This is a genomic window from Bradyrhizobium sp. SZCCHNR1017 (assembly GCF_032381375.1).
GTDB lineage: Bacteria > Pseudomonadota > Alphaproteobacteria > Rhizobiales > Xanthobacteraceae > Bradyrhizobium.
The window spans coordinates 45009-61296 of record NZ_JAUHIR010000011.1; the positions used below are offsets into that span (position 1 = coordinate 45009).

General features: G+C 66.7%; 10 protein-coding genes. 8 read left to right on the plus strand and 2 right to left on the minus strand.

The features are described 5' to 3' along the window. Both QW863_RS24885 and QW863_RS24890 read right to left on the minus strand, forming a co-directional pair. Nucleotides 1-3069, minus strand: a complete 3069-nt coding sequence (locus QW863_RS24885; RefSeq protein ID WP_315717413.1) for an ATP-binding protein — start codon at nucleotides 3067-3069, stop codon at nucleotides 1-3. Between the two features lie 1063 nt (nucleotides 3070-4132). After that, a complete protein-coding gene (locus tag QW863_RS24890) occupies nucleotides 4133-5083 on the minus strand; it encodes a helix-turn-helix domain-containing protein (protein WP_315717414.1) in 951 nt (316 codons plus the stop codon). A 162-nt stretch (nucleotides 5084-5245) separates the two neighbouring features. On the opposite strand from QW863_RS24890, the gene QW863_RS24895 reads away from it, so the two are divergent. The 8 genes from QW863_RS24895 (at nucleotide 5246) to QW863_RS24930 (ending at nucleotide 15983) form a co-directional block, all read left to right on the plus strand. Further along, a complete protein-coding gene (locus tag QW863_RS24895) occupies nucleotides 5246-6460 on the plus strand; it encodes an amino acid ABC transporter substrate-binding protein (RefSeq protein ID WP_315717415.1) in 1215 nt (404 codons plus the stop codon). 77 nt (nucleotides 6461-6537) lie between these two features. Then, nucleotides 6538-7413 carry a branched-chain amino acid ABC transporter permease gene (locus QW863_RS24900; RefSeq protein WP_315717416.1) on the plus strand — a complete coding sequence of 292 codons (876 nt, stop codon included), beginning with the start codon at nucleotides 6538-6540 and terminating at the stop codon, nucleotides 7411-7413. Next, the gene (locus QW863_RS24905; protein ID WP_315717417.1) at nucleotides 7410-9077 is read left to right on the plus strand and encodes a branched-chain amino acid ABC transporter ATP-binding protein/permease; all 1668 of its coding nucleotides are present in this window, start codon (nucleotides 7410-7412) and stop codon (nucleotides 9075-9077) included. Before QW863_RS24900 ends, QW863_RS24905 begins: the two co-directional genes overlap by 4 nt. After that, nucleotides 9070-9819, plus strand: coding sequence for an ABC transporter ATP-binding protein (locus QW863_RS24910; RefSeq protein ID WP_315717418.1), 750 nt, complete (start codon nucleotides 9070-9072; stop codon nucleotides 9817-9819). Before QW863_RS24905 ends, QW863_RS24910 begins: the two co-directional genes overlap by 8 nt. Nucleotides 9820-9828: 9 nt before the next feature. Then, nucleotides 9829-11280, plus strand: a complete 1452-nt coding sequence (locus QW863_RS24915; RefSeq protein ID WP_315717419.1) for an aldehyde dehydrogenase — start codon at nucleotides 9829-9831, stop codon at nucleotides 11278-11280. Nucleotides 11281-11619: 339 nt separating this feature from the next. Next, on the plus strand, nucleotides 11620-12750 hold the full coding sequence (locus tag QW863_RS24920; protein ID WP_315717484.1) for a PepSY-associated TM helix domain-containing protein: 1131 nt from the start codon (nucleotides 11620-11622) through the stop codon (nucleotides 12748-12750). Further along, entirely contained in the window at nucleotides 12747-13016 is a 270-nt protein-coding gene (locus tag QW863_RS24925) for a hypothetical protein (RefSeq protein WP_315717420.1), read from the plus strand. Before QW863_RS24920 ends, QW863_RS24925 begins: the two co-directional genes overlap by 4 nt. A gap of 687 nt (nucleotides 13017-13703) precedes the next feature. Beyond that, entirely contained in the window at nucleotides 13704-15983 is a 2280-nt protein-coding gene (locus QW863_RS24930; RefSeq protein WP_315717421.1) for a TonB-dependent receptor, read from the plus strand. Nucleotides 15984-16288: the final 305 nt, after the last annotated feature.

The window sequence follows — 16288 nt, forward strand, 5'->3', positions numbered from 1 at the left end:
TCACGCCGATTGTCGCCTCGGCGCGTCATCGTCGATGGCGGCGAGCCGCGCCGCCGCGCGGCGCAGGAACGCCGACGCGCCCTGCGCCTCGGCGACCGCGACGGCCTCGCGTAGCGCGGCCGTCACCTGGCCCGGTGCGGTGTCGGGGAGGGCGGCCAGGATCTCGGCGCGCCGCCGATGCAGCGGCGACAGGAAATAGCCGTCGCCATAGTGCCGCGCGGCGTCGATCGCCGCGTCGATCGTCTGCATCGCCTCGGCCGTCTTGCCGACGATCAGTTGCAGACCGGCGACCTCGCCGAGATAGAAGCAGGAGAAATGCATCATGCCGAGCGTCTGGAACGCCGGCAACGCCTCAGATGCCGCCGCCAGCGCCTCGTCCGGAGTCCTGCCGAGATGGCCGCGGGCATGCGCCTGCAGGCTGCCCGCCACCAGCTGATAGAGCGGATAGCCATGGTCACGGCAGATGCGCAGGGCCTCCTCGGTGGCGAGGAGGACATCCTCGTAGTCGCCGCGTGCGAGCTGATAGAAGGCGAGCCACGACAGCGCCCAGGCGAGGTCGAACGGACGTCCGAGCCGGCGCGCATGCGCGATGAGATCGCTGGCGACGGCGGCCGCGCCGGCATCGTCGCCCATCGCATGCAGCACCTGCAGCAGCGAGGCCTGGCCGGCGACCAGCGGATCCTGAGAGGACAGTTGCGGCAGCCGCGCGCCGTCCGATGCCTGATAGAGCTGCACCGCGGCGGCCAGCAGCCGGCGCGCGGCGGGGAGGTCGCCTCTGGCGAAGAGAATGTAGCCCAACGCAACGCCACTCTCGATGCGATGCTCGGGAAGGCCGGTCTGCTCGCCGATTCCCAGGCACAGATGCGCCATCTCCTCGGCACCATCGAGATCGCCCGCGATGATCAGGAAACTGCAGATGCCGCGCAGCACGGCGAACAGGCCGGCGGTGTTGCCGAGTGCGTCGCAAATCGCCCGTGCCTCGGACAGCGCCTTGCCGACCTCGGGCACGGTGTAGCCGCGCGAGGCGGCGAGGCTGACGGCAAGCCCGATCAGGAGCTCGAGCTCCAAGTCGGCGCGCTCGCCGTCGGCGGATTGATGACGCAGCAGGTCGAGCGCCGTTTGCAGATGTCGCGCCGCTTCGACATGCGCGGCGCGCGAGGCGGCGCGCCGGCCCGCGTCCGCCCATAGCGGGATGGCTTCGGCGATCGCGCCACTCTCGGTGAAATGATAGGCCAGCAACTCCGGCTCGGTGTCCCGCGTCTCGGGAAAGCGATCGCGCAGCACCGCGGCGATCCTGCCGTGCAATGTCTGGCGTTCGCGCCGGAGCAGGGACTCGTAGGCGGCGTCGCGGATCAACGCGTGCTTGAACGTGTAGAGGCTGTCGGGCGGCGCGCCGCTGCTCTCCACGAGGCCGGACTTGACGAGCTGATCCAGGCTCTCGCCGAGCCTGGCTTCGGGCTCCGCCACGATGGCCGACAACAGATCGTAGCTGAAGCGGCGGCCGATGGCGGCACCGAGATTGGCAATCCGGCGCGCCGGCCCCAATCGGTCGAGCCGCGCAACCAGGGAGTCCTGCAGCGAGGCGGGAATGGCCACGCTCGCATGGCCGTCCCGTGCGGGCGCCGCGGAGGCTTCGACGACGTACTTCGCCAGCTCCTCCAGGAACAGCGGAATGCCTTCGCCACGGTTGACGATCTGGCGTAGCGTCGCTGCCGGCAGCGCGGCCGAAGCGGCCACATGGGTGCAGATCCGCTCGGCGTCGCCCTGACTCAATCGCCCGAGCGGGAGCCGCGTGACCTTCGGGCTCGCGGCCCAGGGCGGCTCATATTCGAGCCGGGCCGTGACCACGATCAGCCAGCGGCGTTGTGCGGCGCGCTGGATCGCCCGATCGAGCAGCTCGAGCGTGGTCGTGTCGCTCCAATGCGCGTCTTCCAGCACCAGCAGCGCGGGCCCGGTCGGCACCATCATGTCGATCAGCCGGAGCAGCGTCTCCCGCGTGACCTCCGAGCGCTTCTCGACGGTCATCGTCTGCAGCGGATTGTCCGGTTCGGGCGCGACGCCAAGGACGTCGGCGAGCACGGCGCGCGCGGTGGTGTCGGTGACGCCGTGCGCGTTCATGAAGCGATCGAGCTTGTCGCGACGCGTCGCTGCGCCGTCGGTGCGGTCGAAGCCGGCGATGAGCGCGAGCTGTTCCGAGATCGGATACAGCACGCTGTCACAACGGGTGGGGCTGCAGTGCCAGATCATCTGCAGCTGGGAGACGTCGGCCACGCGCCGCCGCAGCTCCTCGACCAGCCGCGACTTGCCGATGCCCGGCTCGCCATGGAGCAGCACCACCTGTCCGCTGCCGAACCGCGCCGCCGCCCAGCAATCGAACAGACGCGCCAGCTCCTGGTCGCGCCCGACCAGGGGGGAGCTTTCGCCGCGAATGCGGGCGTGAAAACGGCTCGCGACGGCGGCTTCTTCCAGCACCTCGAACGCCTCGACCGGTGCGGCGAATCCCTTCAGCGCGAACGTGCCGAGATCGCGGAAGTCGAACATGCCGCGCGCGATGCGCTCGGTCGTCCGGGCCACGACGATGCTGTCGGGGGCGGCGATCGATTGCAGCCGCGCCGCGAGATTCGGCGTCTCGCCGACGATGTCGACCGGGCGGCCGTCGGCGCGGGGCATGAGGTCGCTGACCACGACGAGGCCGGTGGCAATGCCGATGCGCAGACGCAGTGGCTGGCCTTGCGGGGCATCGAGCCGGCCGACGGCGTCGCGCAGCGCGATGGCGGCGCGGATCGCGGTGGCCGCATCGTCTTCCCCCGCACGCGGATAGCCGAAATAAGCGAGCACGCCGTCGCCGGCATATTGCGTGATGGCGCCGCCATGGCGGCCGATGACGTTTTCGCAGGTCGTCAGGAAGGCGTCGATGACGCTGGTCATATCTTCCGGATCGAGCCTGACGGTGAGCGAGACGGAGCCGACGAGATCGCAGATCAGCGCCGTCACCTGCCGCCGCTCGGCGCGATGCATGCCGAGCAGGCGCGAACTCGTCGTCGTATCGGATGACGGTTGTCGCAACACCCCGCCACACCCGCCGCAGACATCGGAGCCCGGTGGATTGGGCCGGCCACAGGTTTCACAATCCATCTGCGTTCGGGCTCCCGGACACGGCTACGGAATGCGAATGAGCGCGAAGCGCGGAGCTGGCGATGCGGGCGCGATCGCGGCGCCCGTATCGACCGACGTCGCGCGCCGAGCGCGAAGCATCGGTTTGCGGTACTGGCATTTCGCGTGCGACCAGGACCGGCTGATCATATTCAACTCATAGCGCATTCGTGGCAGGGTAGCAACGGTGCCGCCATACTCGCGATGGCTCCGGGGAGCGGGGACGATATCGGACGGCTCCCCCGGGTGTCCTCGATGCTGGCGGGACCGTTCAAGCCTGCGACGATTTGACATCAATGTGAAACATCAGGTCGCCTCCCTTGCGGACAGGCGCGCGTGATCGCGCCATCCCGCGGCGGGCGGATCCGTCCGGGTGATGCATCGTGAAGCCCTCGCGAAGCGTGAGGGCGCAGGGAAGGCCGGACCTCGACTGAGGCCCGTGGCCCGCCTGCGAAAAAAATGCAGGCGGCAGGTACCACAGGTCAGCCGGAAACCCGGCCCTCCCTGCGCGATGGCTGAACGGCTGCTTCGCGTTCTCCCTGGTGCGCCGGGCTTTCTGGCCACCATCCCCACGCGAAGCGAAGCCTCAACGTGAGTTGACATCAGCATCGGGATATCAGGACCGCGCGACTTGACCGTGCGTGGCGAATTGTTCGTCGGCGCGAGCAACCCGCGCTGCAATCCACCACGCCCACCGCTCCCCGCCTCGCGTCTCGTGACGACCGCGATACGCCCCTCAGCTCGAGACGGGATGCGGGAATAGAACCATGATTTCCGGAAAAACGAAAGAGAAATATTTTCGGCGCGGGGACTGGACAGGCCAAATCAGCTTGATCGCGCAGCGGAAATCAGTTTCCCGGCGCATTGAGCATCCAGCGGTTGCGCCGCCCGTCCGAACTCGGGATTTGCTGCTCCGACGCTGACACGTCGTCCTGGACTGACAAAGAGGACGACCGAGGCGCTTGGCCGCGCCGCGCCGTCACGGCCAGTCGGCGAAGTTGAGCATGGTCCGTGACTGGCCTTTGGTCCGCTGCGACGAAACACCCTTGCGCCAGGCGCCCGGTGATTGACCGGTGTGCCTGACGAAGAAGCGGTTGAAATAGGCGCTGTCCTTGAAGCCGAGCGCGAAGGCGATCTGCTTGATCGTCGCGGTGGTGGTTTCGAGCCGGGTCGCCGCCTCCTGAATGACGCGCTGCTGAATCAGCGCGCTCGGTGACCGCTGCAGCACCCGGGTGCACAGCGCGTGCAGGCGATCCGGCGTGACGCCGAGCAGCGCAGCGTAGTCGGCGACCCGCAACTGCTGATGAAAGCGTTCCTCGACGAGCCGGCGAAAGCGGCTCAGGATCTCGGCGCTGGAGCCTTGTGCCTCGCCGGCGCTCTCGTCGGCAAACAGCCGCCAGAAGCGCAGCACGCACAGGGTCAGCTCCGATGACATGATCGAGGCCGCGCCGCGCCGTGAGGGATTTTCGATCTCCGCTGCAATCGCCGCCATCGAGCGCGCGATGACCGCGGCGAACTCAGCCGTGACGGAGAAGGCCAGGACGGCCTCGGTGCCTGCGAGGTCGAGATAGGCGGGCTCGGCCGAGGAGGGCAGGTGACGGTGCCAGAGCCCGGAGCGCAGCCGCAGGAGATGCCCGGCGGAACCTGCCGCGACGTCGAGATGCTCGGCCCCTCCCGCCGGTACCCAGACCAGCGCCGCACCGGCCCAGATCTGGATTTCGTCTTCGGCGAAGCGCACCGAGGCCGTTCCGGCGGTCAGGCAGAGCAGGTGGACGAACGGCCGCGCGGCATCCGAGCGCAGGGCCCAGCGCCGTGCCTCGAAATGCGAGGGGATGGCTTCGGCCCCGAGCGCTGCCGGGGTGCCACGGGCCGCCGGCGGCAGCGTCCGAGGCGCGGCATTACGCGCGGTCGTCGCCCCAGAAAAGTGCACTCTTTTACCGGAACTGTCCATTGCGCCACCCAAGCCTGCGGTGTTTCCCTCGTCAAGTCCCGACGACCGCAAACAAAAAACCGCGGACGACGCCGGGGCAGAGGAACGTCACCGATTCACCCGCGCGGTCCGCGCGCGTGAACATGGGAGGAGGACAGAGAGATGACTTCGACCAACCGTCGTCAGGTGTTGCGGATCGCGGGGGCGGCGATCGCAGCCGGCTTTGCCGTATCGGCCGCCCAGGCCCAGCAAGACAAGATCCGCATCGGTTATGCGATCTCGAAGACCGGCCCCTATGCCGGCGGCGCCGGCATCACCACGCTGCCCAACTATCAGCTCTGGGTGAAGGACGCGAACGCGGCCGGCGGCATCAAGCTCGGCGACAAGCGGCTGCCGATCGAGATCGTCGAATATGACGACCGCAGCTCGTCGGAAGAGGCGGTGAAGGCGATCGAGCGCCTCGCCAACCAGGACAAGGTCGACTTCATCCTGCCGCCCTGGGGCACCGGTCTCAACCTTGCGGTCGGTCCGACCTTGAACCGGCTCGGCTATCCGCATCTCGCGGTGACGTCGGTGACCGACAAGGCGCCAGAACTCGCCAAGCGCTGGGCCAATGCCACCTTCTGGCTCGGCACGTCGGCGCAGATCTCCAATGGGCTCGCCGAACTGCTCGGCAAGCTGAAGAGCGAGGGCAAGATCGGCGGCACCGTCGCGATGGTCAGCGTGGCCGACCAGTTCGGCATCGAGCTGGCCGCCGCCGGGCGCGAGGCCTTCAAGAAGGCCGGACTGACCGTCGCCTACGACAAGACCTATCCGATGGGCTCGCAGGATCTGCAGCCGCTGCTCAAGGATGCGATCGCGAGCAAAGCCGATGCCTTCGTCGCCTTCAGCTATCCGCCGGATACGATCGGGCTGACCGAGCAGGCGCAACTGCTCAAGTACAATCCGAAGGTCTTCTATGTCGGCGTCGGCACGGCGTTCCCGCTGTTCAAGGGCAAGTTCGGCGCGGGCAGCGACGGCGTGATGGGCATCGGCGGCTGGAACGCCGACTCGCCCGCGCTCAAGGACTATCTCGCCCGCCACAAGGCGGCGACCGGGCAGGAGCCGGATCGCTGGGCGAGCCCGATCACCTATGCCAGTCTGCAGGTGCTGCAGCAGGCGATCGAGAAGGTTGGCAAGGTCGACCGTACCGCGGTCGCCAAGGAGATCCGCGAGGGCTCTTTCGACACCATCATCGGCAAGGTGAAGCTGAAGGACGGCCTGCTGCAGGAGGTCTGGAGCGTCGGCCAGTGGCAGAACGGCGAGTTCTACGCCGTGGCGCCGGCCTCGCTGCCCGGCGCACGCGCCGCGGTCGTGCCGAAGCCCGAGTGGAAATAGCCGGAACGAGGTCGTGAGCTTGCGGACGCGCGTCAAGGCGCGCGCGTCCGCGGGCCTCGCGCGAGAGGCACCATCCCATGCTGCTGTTCGACATCCTGCTGCCCGGTATGGTGCTGGGGGGCATGTATGCCCTGATCGCGCTCGGCCTGACGCTGCAATATGGCGTGGCGCGCATCATGAACCTGTCCTATGGCGAGTCGCTGGTCGCGGCCGCGTTCGGCACGCTGTCGCTCTATTCCGGGCTGCAACTGAGTCCGCTGCTGGCGCTGCTGCTCGCGATGCCCGCCGCGGGACTGCTGAACTGGCTGCTCTACAGGCTGTTGCTGCAGCGCCTGATCCGCCGCGGCAAGGACGCCGGTGCCCAGGAGGTCGACAGCATCCTCGTCACCTTCGGCGTGCTGTTCGTGATCCAGGGCATCATGCTGGTCGCTTTCGGCGGGCAGTACTACAGCTACAGCTATCTCTCCATTCCCGTCACAGTGCTCGGCTCGACGCTCGCGGTGAACCGGCTGGTCGCGCTTGGTTTCGCCGCACTGATCGGCACCGGCGTCTATCTCGCGCTGACGCGGACAAGGGTCGGCACGGCCGTGCGCGCCGTCGCGGTCGATGCCAATGCCGCGCGGCTGGTCGGCATCGATGTCGCTTGGCTCGCAGGACTGGCGTTTGCGTTCGGCGGCGGCCTGGTCGCGGCCGGCGGCGTGCTGGTCAGCATGTTCCTCACCTTCAATGCCTCGATGGGCGTCGTATTCACGATGAAGGCGCTGGTGGTCGTGATCATGGGGGGCGTCGGCAACGTCATGGGCGCGCTGGCCGCAGGGCTGCTGCTCGGCGTCGTCGAGACCGCGGTGGCCCGGCTGGTCGATCCCGGGCTGACCTTGGCCGCGACGTTTGCGATGTTTCTCGCCGTGCTGCTGATCCGGCCGACCGGACTGTTCGGAAAGGCGGCGTCGTGATCAGCCCCGGCAAGATTCTCGCCTGGTGCATCGGGCTCGTCGGCGTTGCCGCGGTGGTCACGCTGCCGCTCTATGCCAACGGCTACTATCTCGCGCTCGGCATCAGCATTCTCTATTTCACCGTGCTGGCAACCGCCTGGGCCATGTTCTCCGGGCCGACCCGCTACGTCTCGCTGGCGACGGCTGCGTTCTTCGGCATCGGCGCATATACGGCGGCGGTGACGGGCGAGACGCTGAGCTGGCCGCTGCAACTGATGACCGCTGCGGGTGTCGGCGCTGTCGTCGCGGCCATCACCGGCCTGTCGACGCTGCGGCTGTCCGGCATCTACTTCATCATCTTCTCGTTCGGCCTGGCCGAGCTGATCCGCCAGCTCGTGATCTGGTACGAGGTCAACATCCACAAATCGGTCGGCCGCTATCTGTTCAGCGACATCACCCAGGAGATGCTGTACTGGCAGCTCTGCGCGCTGACGGCGCTGGTCTTCCTCGCCGGCTTTCTGCTGACGCGCTCGCGCTATGGCCTCGCGCTGCGCGCGATCGGCGCCGACGAGACCGCCGCGCGCCATTCCGGCATCGATGCGACCGCGGTGAAGCTCGGGGTCTTCATCCTCAGCGCGGTGTTCATGTCGGTGACCGGCGCGATCATGGCGCCGCGCTGGACCTATATCGATCCGGCGATCGCGTTCAACCCGATGATCTCGTTCCAGGTCGTGATCATGGCGCTGCTCGGCGGCGCCGGCTCGCTGATCGGCCCGGTGCTCGGCGTCATCCCGCTTGTGCTGCTGTTCGAGGTGCTGACAGCCGCGCTGCCCAACCATTTCAGCATCGTGCTCGGCCTCATCTTCATCGGCATCGTGATGGTGCTGCCGAGGGGCGTGATCGGGTTGGTCGATCGGGTCGGGCGGCGCGAGTCCAAGGTGGTCGGCGCCAAACCGGAGCAGGGCGGAACCCTGCTCACGGCCGAGACCGTCGGCAAATCCTTCGGCGGCCTGCGCGCCGTCGACAAGGTCAGCCTGGACGTCCGCGCCGGCGAGATCCTCGGCGTCATCGGCCCCAACGGCTCCGGCAAGACGACGCTGCTCAACATGCTCTCGGGCGCGCTCGTGCCCTCGGCCGGCACGATCCGCTTCGGCGGCACCGTCATCAGCGGCCTCGCGGCGCACCGGATCGCGCGGCTCGGGCTTGCCCGCACCTTCCAGTTGGTGCGGGTGATGCCGGACCTGACGGTTGCCGAGAATGTCGCGGCGGCGGCGTTGTTCCGCATGCGCCAGACCGGTGCGGCCGCAGAAACGATCCATGAGCTGCTCGCCCTGGTCGGCCTCGATGGCATGGCGGAGATGCCGGCGGGCGATCTCACTTACATCGACCAGAAGCGGCTGGAGCTCGCCCGCGCGCTGGCGCTGCACCCGCGTCTTGTGCTGCTCGACGAATGGCTGGCTGGGCTCAATCCGACCGAGCTGGAGACCGGCATCAGGCTGATCGCCTCGCTGCGCGACCGCGGCATCACCATCGTGATGGTCGAGCATGTGATGGATGCGATCCGCGCGCTGTGCGACCGCTGCGTGGTCATGAGCGCGGGCGTCGTGATCGCGCGCGGCACGCCGGACGAGGTGCTCGCCGATCCCGCGGTGATCACAGCCTATCTCGGAGAGCCCGATGCTTGAGATCAAGCGGCTGTCGCACGCCTATGGCAAGCACCAGGCGCTCACCGATGTCGCGCTCGAGGTCGCGCGCGGCGAGATCGTCGCCATCCTCGGCGCCAATGGCGCCGGCAAGTCGACGTTGCTGAAGGCGATCGCGGGACTGATCCAGCCGTCGCCCGGAGCCGTGATCCGGCTCGGCGGGACGGACATCGGCTCGCTCGCGCCGCATCTGATCGTCGAGCGCGGCATCGCGCTGGTGCCGGAAGGCCGCGGCGTGTTCGGCGATCTCACCGTCGCCGAGAACCTCCAGCTCGGCGCCTATCCTTCGCGCGCCCGCGACGGCGAGGCCGCGCGGCTGGCGCACGTGCTCGCGCTGTTTCCGCGTCTCACCGAGCGCATGGGGCAGGCGGTGCGCACCATGAGCGGCGGCGAGCAGCAGATGGTCGCGATCGGCCGCGCGCTGATGTCGCGGCCCGACCTGCTGCTGCTCGACGAGCCGTCGCTCGGCCTGTCGCCGCTCTTGAGCCGCGAGGTGTTCCGGGCGCTGAGAACGATCCGCGGCGACGGCGTCGGCATCCTGATGGTCGAGCAGAACGCCCGCGCCAGCCTCGACATCGCCGACCGCGTCTACCTGATCGAGCAGGGACGCAATGCCGGCGAGGGGCCGGCGCCCGAGATGAAGAACAATCCCGACATCCAGCGCGCCTATCTCGGCCAGTCGCGCGCGCCGGCTTCCGCAACCGCAACAACCCCATCGACCTAGGAGCGCCCCATGAACGCGATCAATCTCCTGATTGGCGGCAAGGACCAGTCCGCCACCAATCAGCGCACCTTCCAGCGGCTCAATCCGATCAGCGGCGAGATCGCAACCATCGTTGCGGCGGCGTCGATCGACGACGCGCTGCGCGCCGCCGATGCCGCCGCGGCGGCGTTTCCGGCGTGGTCCCGGCTCGGCCCGGGCGAGCGCCGCAAGCGGCTCAATGCGGCTGCGGATGCGCTGGCGCGCAACGCCCCGGAGTTCATCGCGCTGATGATGGCCGAGACCGGCGCCACGGCGGGCTGGGCCGGCTTCAACGTGCATCTCGCCGAGGGCATGCTGCGCGAGGCCGCGGCGATGACGACGCAGATCGCGGGCGAGGTGATCCCGACCGACGTGCCCGACAACATTGCGCTGGCGCATCGCCAGCCGGTCGGCGTCGTGCTCGGCATCGCCCCGTGGAATGCGCCGGTCATCCTCGGTGTCCGCTCGGTGGCGATGCCGCTCGCCTGCGGCAACACCGTGGTGCTGAAGGCCTCGGAGATGAGCCCGGGCGTGCACCGGCTGATCGGCGCGTGTCTGGCCGAAGGCGGTCTCGGTGACGGCGTCGTCAACGTCGTGACCAACGCGCCCGAGGATGCGCAGGCCGTGGTCGAGGCGCTGATCGCCCATCCCGCGATCCGGCGCGTCAACTTCACCGGCTCGACCCGCGTCGGCCGTCTCATCGCCATGGCCTGTGCCAGGCAATTGAAGCGCGCGCTGCTCGAGCTCGGCGGCAAGGCGCCGCTGATCGTTCTCGACGATGCCGATCTCGACGCCGCGGTGAATGCCGCCGCGTTCGGCGCCTTCATGAACCAGGGCCAGATCTGCATGTCGACCGAGCGCATCGTGGTCGACGACAAGGTGGCGGATGAATTCGTCGCAAAGTTCGCGGCCAAGGCCAACAGCCTGCCTTACGGAGATCCGCGCAAGGGCGACGTGGTGCTGGGCTCGCTGGTCAGCGCCGCCGCCTGCGACCGTGTCGGCGGCCTGATCGAGGACGCGGTGGCCAAGGGTGCCGTGTTGGCCGCCGGCGGCCGCGGCAGCGGGACGATCATGCCCGCGACCATCGTCGATCACGTCACGCCGGCGATGCGCATCTATGGCGAGGAGAGCTTCGGTCCCGTCGTCACCATCGTGCGCGTCAGCGGCGTCGACGAGGCCGTGCGCGTCGCCAACGACACCGAATATGGCCTGTCGTCGGCGGTGTTCGGCCGCGACATCGCCCGCGCGCTCGCTGTCGCCAAGCGAATCGAGTCCGGCATCTGCCACGTCAACGCGCCGACGGTGCATGATGAGCCGCAGATGCCGTTCGGCGGCGTCAAGGCCTCGGGCTATGGCCGCTTCGGCGGCAAGGCCGCGATCGACGAGTTCACCGAGCTGCGCTGGATCACGGTGCAGACCGGCGAACGGCACTATCCATTCTGAGACGGCGTTTGCGGCCCGGCCCTGGCGCATCGTCGGATGCAGCCAGAGCCGGTCGTATTCCGCGCGGCCACGCGGAAGCGATTCCATATGTATCCGGGCATCGCGCAAGGGCGACTTCGGCGCGCGCCCTCACGGCAGCGACACGCGCCGTCCGTGAGCACCGACGGTGCGAGGTGCGATCGAAATTCACGTTGCAGCTCCGCTGGTTGCGGCGGACAGGCGCGCTACCTTAAAGAAATTCCAACGGCTTTAGACCGATTCAGTTTGCTGCGGCCCTTCTCTTGCCGGACGTTCGGCTCATCACGTGCAACGTCGATGACGAAGGGTGGGTTCGGGCGCATGCGGCTGTGGGTTCAGGTTCACACGTGGACGTCGCTGATCAGCATGATCTTTCTGCTGATGCTGTGCCTGACCGGGCTTCCGCTGATCTTCCATGAGGAGATCGATCATCTCTTCGAGGATGAGATCGCTGCGCCGGCGATGCCGGCCGACACGCCGCTGTTGCCGCTCGACCGCCTGATCGCGGCGGCCAAGCAGCAGTTGCCGGAGCAGCATGCGCTGTTCGTGAGCCTGAAGCAGGCGGAGCCGCTGATCGTGGTCGCGATGTCGCCGACCGCCATTCCGGTGCCTGGGCAGTTTCATCGGCTCACCGTGGATGCGCGCACCGGCGTCGTTCTCGGCGAGGAAGCGCCGCATCAGGACGTCATGGACGTGATCCTGCGCATCCACCGCGACATGTTCACCGGCCTGCCGGGCGAGCTCTTTCTCGGACTGATGGGACTGGTGTTCTCAGCGTCCATCGTCTCGGGCGTCGTCGTATACTGGCCGTTCATGCGTCGCCTGCAGTTCGGCACGGTGCGGGATCGCTCGGCGCGGCTCAAATGGCTCGACCTGCACAATCTGCTCGGTATCGTCACGGTGAGCTGGGCGCTCGCGGTCGGCTTGACCGGCACCATCAACACGCTGGCGGTGCCGCTGTTCGACCTCTGGCGCGCGAAGACCATGCCGGCACTCCTCGCGCCCTATCAGGGCAAGCCGCTGGCGGAAGCGAAATCGATCGAGGCCGCCGTTGGCGCCGTCCGCACCGCGTTTCCGGATCGGCTGGTGACGTCCATCACCCTGCCGACGACGACGCGGTTCGGCAGCCCGCAGCATCTGATGATCTGGACCAAGGGCCGCACGCCGTTTACCGCGCGCATGTTCAAGCCGGTCCTGGTCGACGCCCGGGACAGCAGCAAGATGGTCGCGCCCGAGCTCGCCTGGTATCTCACCGCGCTGCAGGTGTCGCGGCCGCTGCACTTCGGTGACTACGGCGGACTGCCGCTGAAGATCATCTGGGCCGTTCTCGATCTCATCACGATCATCGTGCTGTGCAGCGGACTCTATCTGTGGGCCGCCAAGCGCTGGGGCTTCCGCAGGAAGGTGTCTGGCGTCGTGACATCGGCAGCGCCTGCGGTGGTGTCGCCATGAGCTCCTCGGCCGCATCGGCGACGCCATCTGCCCGCGCCGCGCAACTCTCGACCTGGCAGGTGTTTCGTGCGCCGCTGCTGATCGGTCTGGTTGCCGCAGCCGGGCTCGCCTTCGGACTGTTCGGCGACGGGCTCTGGGACGCGCTGTGCTGGCTCGGACTGTCGATTCCGATTCTGCTGTCGCTCGCCTACGGCACGAGACGGAGCCGCGGCGCGAAGGCCGAAGCGCAAGGCGCTCGGGCCGGGACGCAGGATAGGCCGCTCTGAGCGCTGACGTCCGCCGCCGGCCGGCGGAAGATAGCCCGCATCATTGATCTCGATCCGCGCCGCGGGACTATGCGCGCGGCTCGATGGCAACGACGCGCTCGGCCAGCCAACGATCCCACGCATCTCTTGTCTTACGTGTCTTCTCTCGCGCGACGCGTCATCGCGATGGCAGCACGCTGCGTCGGCTGCGCGCGATCGATCTCGCGCAGCGAGCGCCGACGCGAGCGGTGTCGCTCCGGCCTGGAAACAAGCAGATACAAATGTCTCGATGCCTTCTCCGATCTGCGCGTGGCGCGGCGGAGATGTGGCGCATTTGAAAGCAAAGATTGATTCAAAAGTGGCAATGTGATTAGTTATCATCGTACGATTGATCGAAATTGTTTCGATGAGTTCGAGACGATCGGTGTCGTGAGTTGTATCAGCCGACGCGATCGCATCGCTCTTCCCCGCGACATGCGCTTCTTTTGAAGGCTTCAAAGAAGCGGAGGGAAAAGAATCTCGTAGTAGCGACAACCTATTGAGCTGATCGATTCGGCGAAGCTGTCGCTCGTTAGACGAGTTCTACGTCGCGCGACGCCATCCTCAAATACCTGTGTGTTAGGACCACCGACGAGCCGAGTTGGAACTTGGAATGATCGGGGTGTCAGGATGGTCTGTCGCATTTGGGATAAAGACATTGGATTGACGATGTCGTTGGGACTTGTGAGCTCATTGGCGCTCACGCTGAATGTCGGAGGCGTTCAATCGGCCTTTGCGCAGACCAAGCTCCCCGATGTGACCGTCGACGCGCCGAAGCCGAAAGTCCGGCAGACCGCCTCGAGACCGCAGACGACCGCGACGCGGACCGCTCAGCAGCGCCGCGTCGCTCCGCGCAACCTGCCGCCGACCGCCCCGGTGGCCTATGTGACGCCGTCGACAGGAACGGTCGGCGCGCCGCCGTCGCCCTATGCCGGCGGCCAGGTCGCGAGCGGCGGCGGCCTCGGGCTGCTGGGCAACCGCGGCGTCATGAACACGCCCTTCAACCAGACGAGCTTCACCTCGCAGCTGATCCAGAACCAGCAGGCGCGCACGATCCGCGACGTGCTGATCAATGATCCCTCGGTGCGCACGATCCAAGCCGCCGGCGGCGGCGCCGACAGCCTGTTCATCCGCGGCTTCTACTACGACAGCGGCGACTACGCCCTGAATGGCCTCGCCGGCATCGCGCCATATTATTCGACGGGCGCCAATTTCATCGAGCGGGTCGAATTGCTGAAGGGGCCGGCGGCTCTGCTCAACGGCATGACGGTCGGCGGCACTGGCGCCTCAAGCGGCGGCGCGGTCGGCGGTAGCGTCAATCTCGTCACCAAGCACGCGCTCGACACCGACATCACGCAGCTAACGGCGACCTATGCGTCCAAGACGCAATTCGGCGAGCAGATCGACGTCGGCCGCCGCTATGGCGAGCACAAGGAGTGGGGCGTACGGCTGAACAGCAAGTATTCGAACGGCGATACCCCCTGGAACCGGCAGACCGACGAGTTCGGCAACGCCCACCTCGCCGTCGACTATCATGGCGAGAATGTCCGAATCGATGCCGATGTCGGCTATCAGGCGGACAAGCTGAATCCGCCGCTGCGATTCTTCGGCGTGGGTACTGCTGTCACCAGCATTCCGTCGCCACCGTCGTCCGGCACCAATTTCCAGGTGCCGTGGGCGTATTATGCGCCGACCGATTTCTTCTCGACGGTGAAAGGCGAGGTCGATCTCAACGATCGTATCACCGCCTATGCCGGATTCGGCTATCACGACAGCAACATCAACTACCGTTATCCGTCGCCGGTGCTCTCGAGCAACGCTGGCCTGTTGTCCGGGACTCCTGGAACGGGAAGCGAGACGTACAAGACGTACGCCGGGGAGGCTGGCCTGCGCATGACCGCCGATACCGGCCCGATCAACCATGCCGTCAATGTCGGCTACTCCATCACCGACCGCACCTATACCCAGCAGGTGGTCTCCGGCAAGATGCCCAACTGGAGCCTTTACAGCGAGCCGACCAACATCGCGTTGCCAAGCTTTCCGACGCTCCAGGCCAATCAGACCGTCGGCGCAAATCTCTGGAGCATCGGCGTCTCCGACACGATGTCGCTGCTGAACAAGCGGATTCAACTGACCGTCGGTGTGCGCAGACAAACGGCGGGAACGGAAGTCACGAATCTCGTTACTCCAGCATCGAGCCGCCCGTTCGAGGACACCTCGGTGTGGACGCCAGCCTATGCGCTCGTGGTCAAGCCCGTCGAGTTTGTGTCGCTGTATGCCAATTACATCGAGGGCCTGCAGACCCCGACCGTCGTTGCCGCCGGCTATGCCAACAGCGGCACGGTCTTCCCGCCAGGGCAGACCAAGCAGGTCGAGACCGGCATCAAGGTCGACTTCGGCCGAATCACGACCACGGTCAGCGCATTCGATATCTCACGCCCGAGCGTGATTACCACGAGTTCAGGGGGAGTGCTGACTCAAGAGCTGAATGGCCGGCAGCGAAATACGGGCGCCGAGTTCAACGTATTCGGTGAGGTCACGCCGACGCTGCGGCTGTTGGGGGGCGTGGCGTATATTCACGGCGTGCAGGAGAAGACTTCGGGCGGCCTGACGGACGGCAAGCGGGCGATCGGCGTGCCCGAGCTCACCGTGAATCTCGGCGCCGAGTGGGATACACCGTTTGTGCGGGATCTGACGCTCACGGGGCGGGTCGTCTACACCGGTGCACAATATGTCGACGCGGCCAACAAACTCTCGCTGCCGGATTGGACACGCGTCGACCTGGGCGCCCGCTACACCTTCACCTCGCCCTGGAACGGCAAGCCGATCGTGCTGCGGGCGAGCGTCGAGAATGTATTCGACAAGGCGTATTGGGCGTCGGCCTATAGCGGTGTGATCACCCTGGGGGCGCCGCGCACCTATCTCGTTTCCACGACGTTCAATTTTTAGGACGTCGATACGCGTTGGCGATGATGAGGCCGCCGCACGGCCATTGTGCGGCGGCCTTGTTAGTCTGAGCGATGCGGACGGCGTTCAATTCCAATCTGATAAAAATTTGCGTAGCTCATCGATCGCGTTGAGGCGTGATCATCTCCGCGGTGACAACGCGATCGGGTCAGCAAATCATCTCGTTGGAGCCGATGCATCCTGATGTTGAATCGTCACCTACGTGTCACCTTGGAGAGATTAAAAACTTCGATCGGCGGTATCCTTTTGACTGTCATTATCAACTGCATTACTCGTAGTTCATCAAC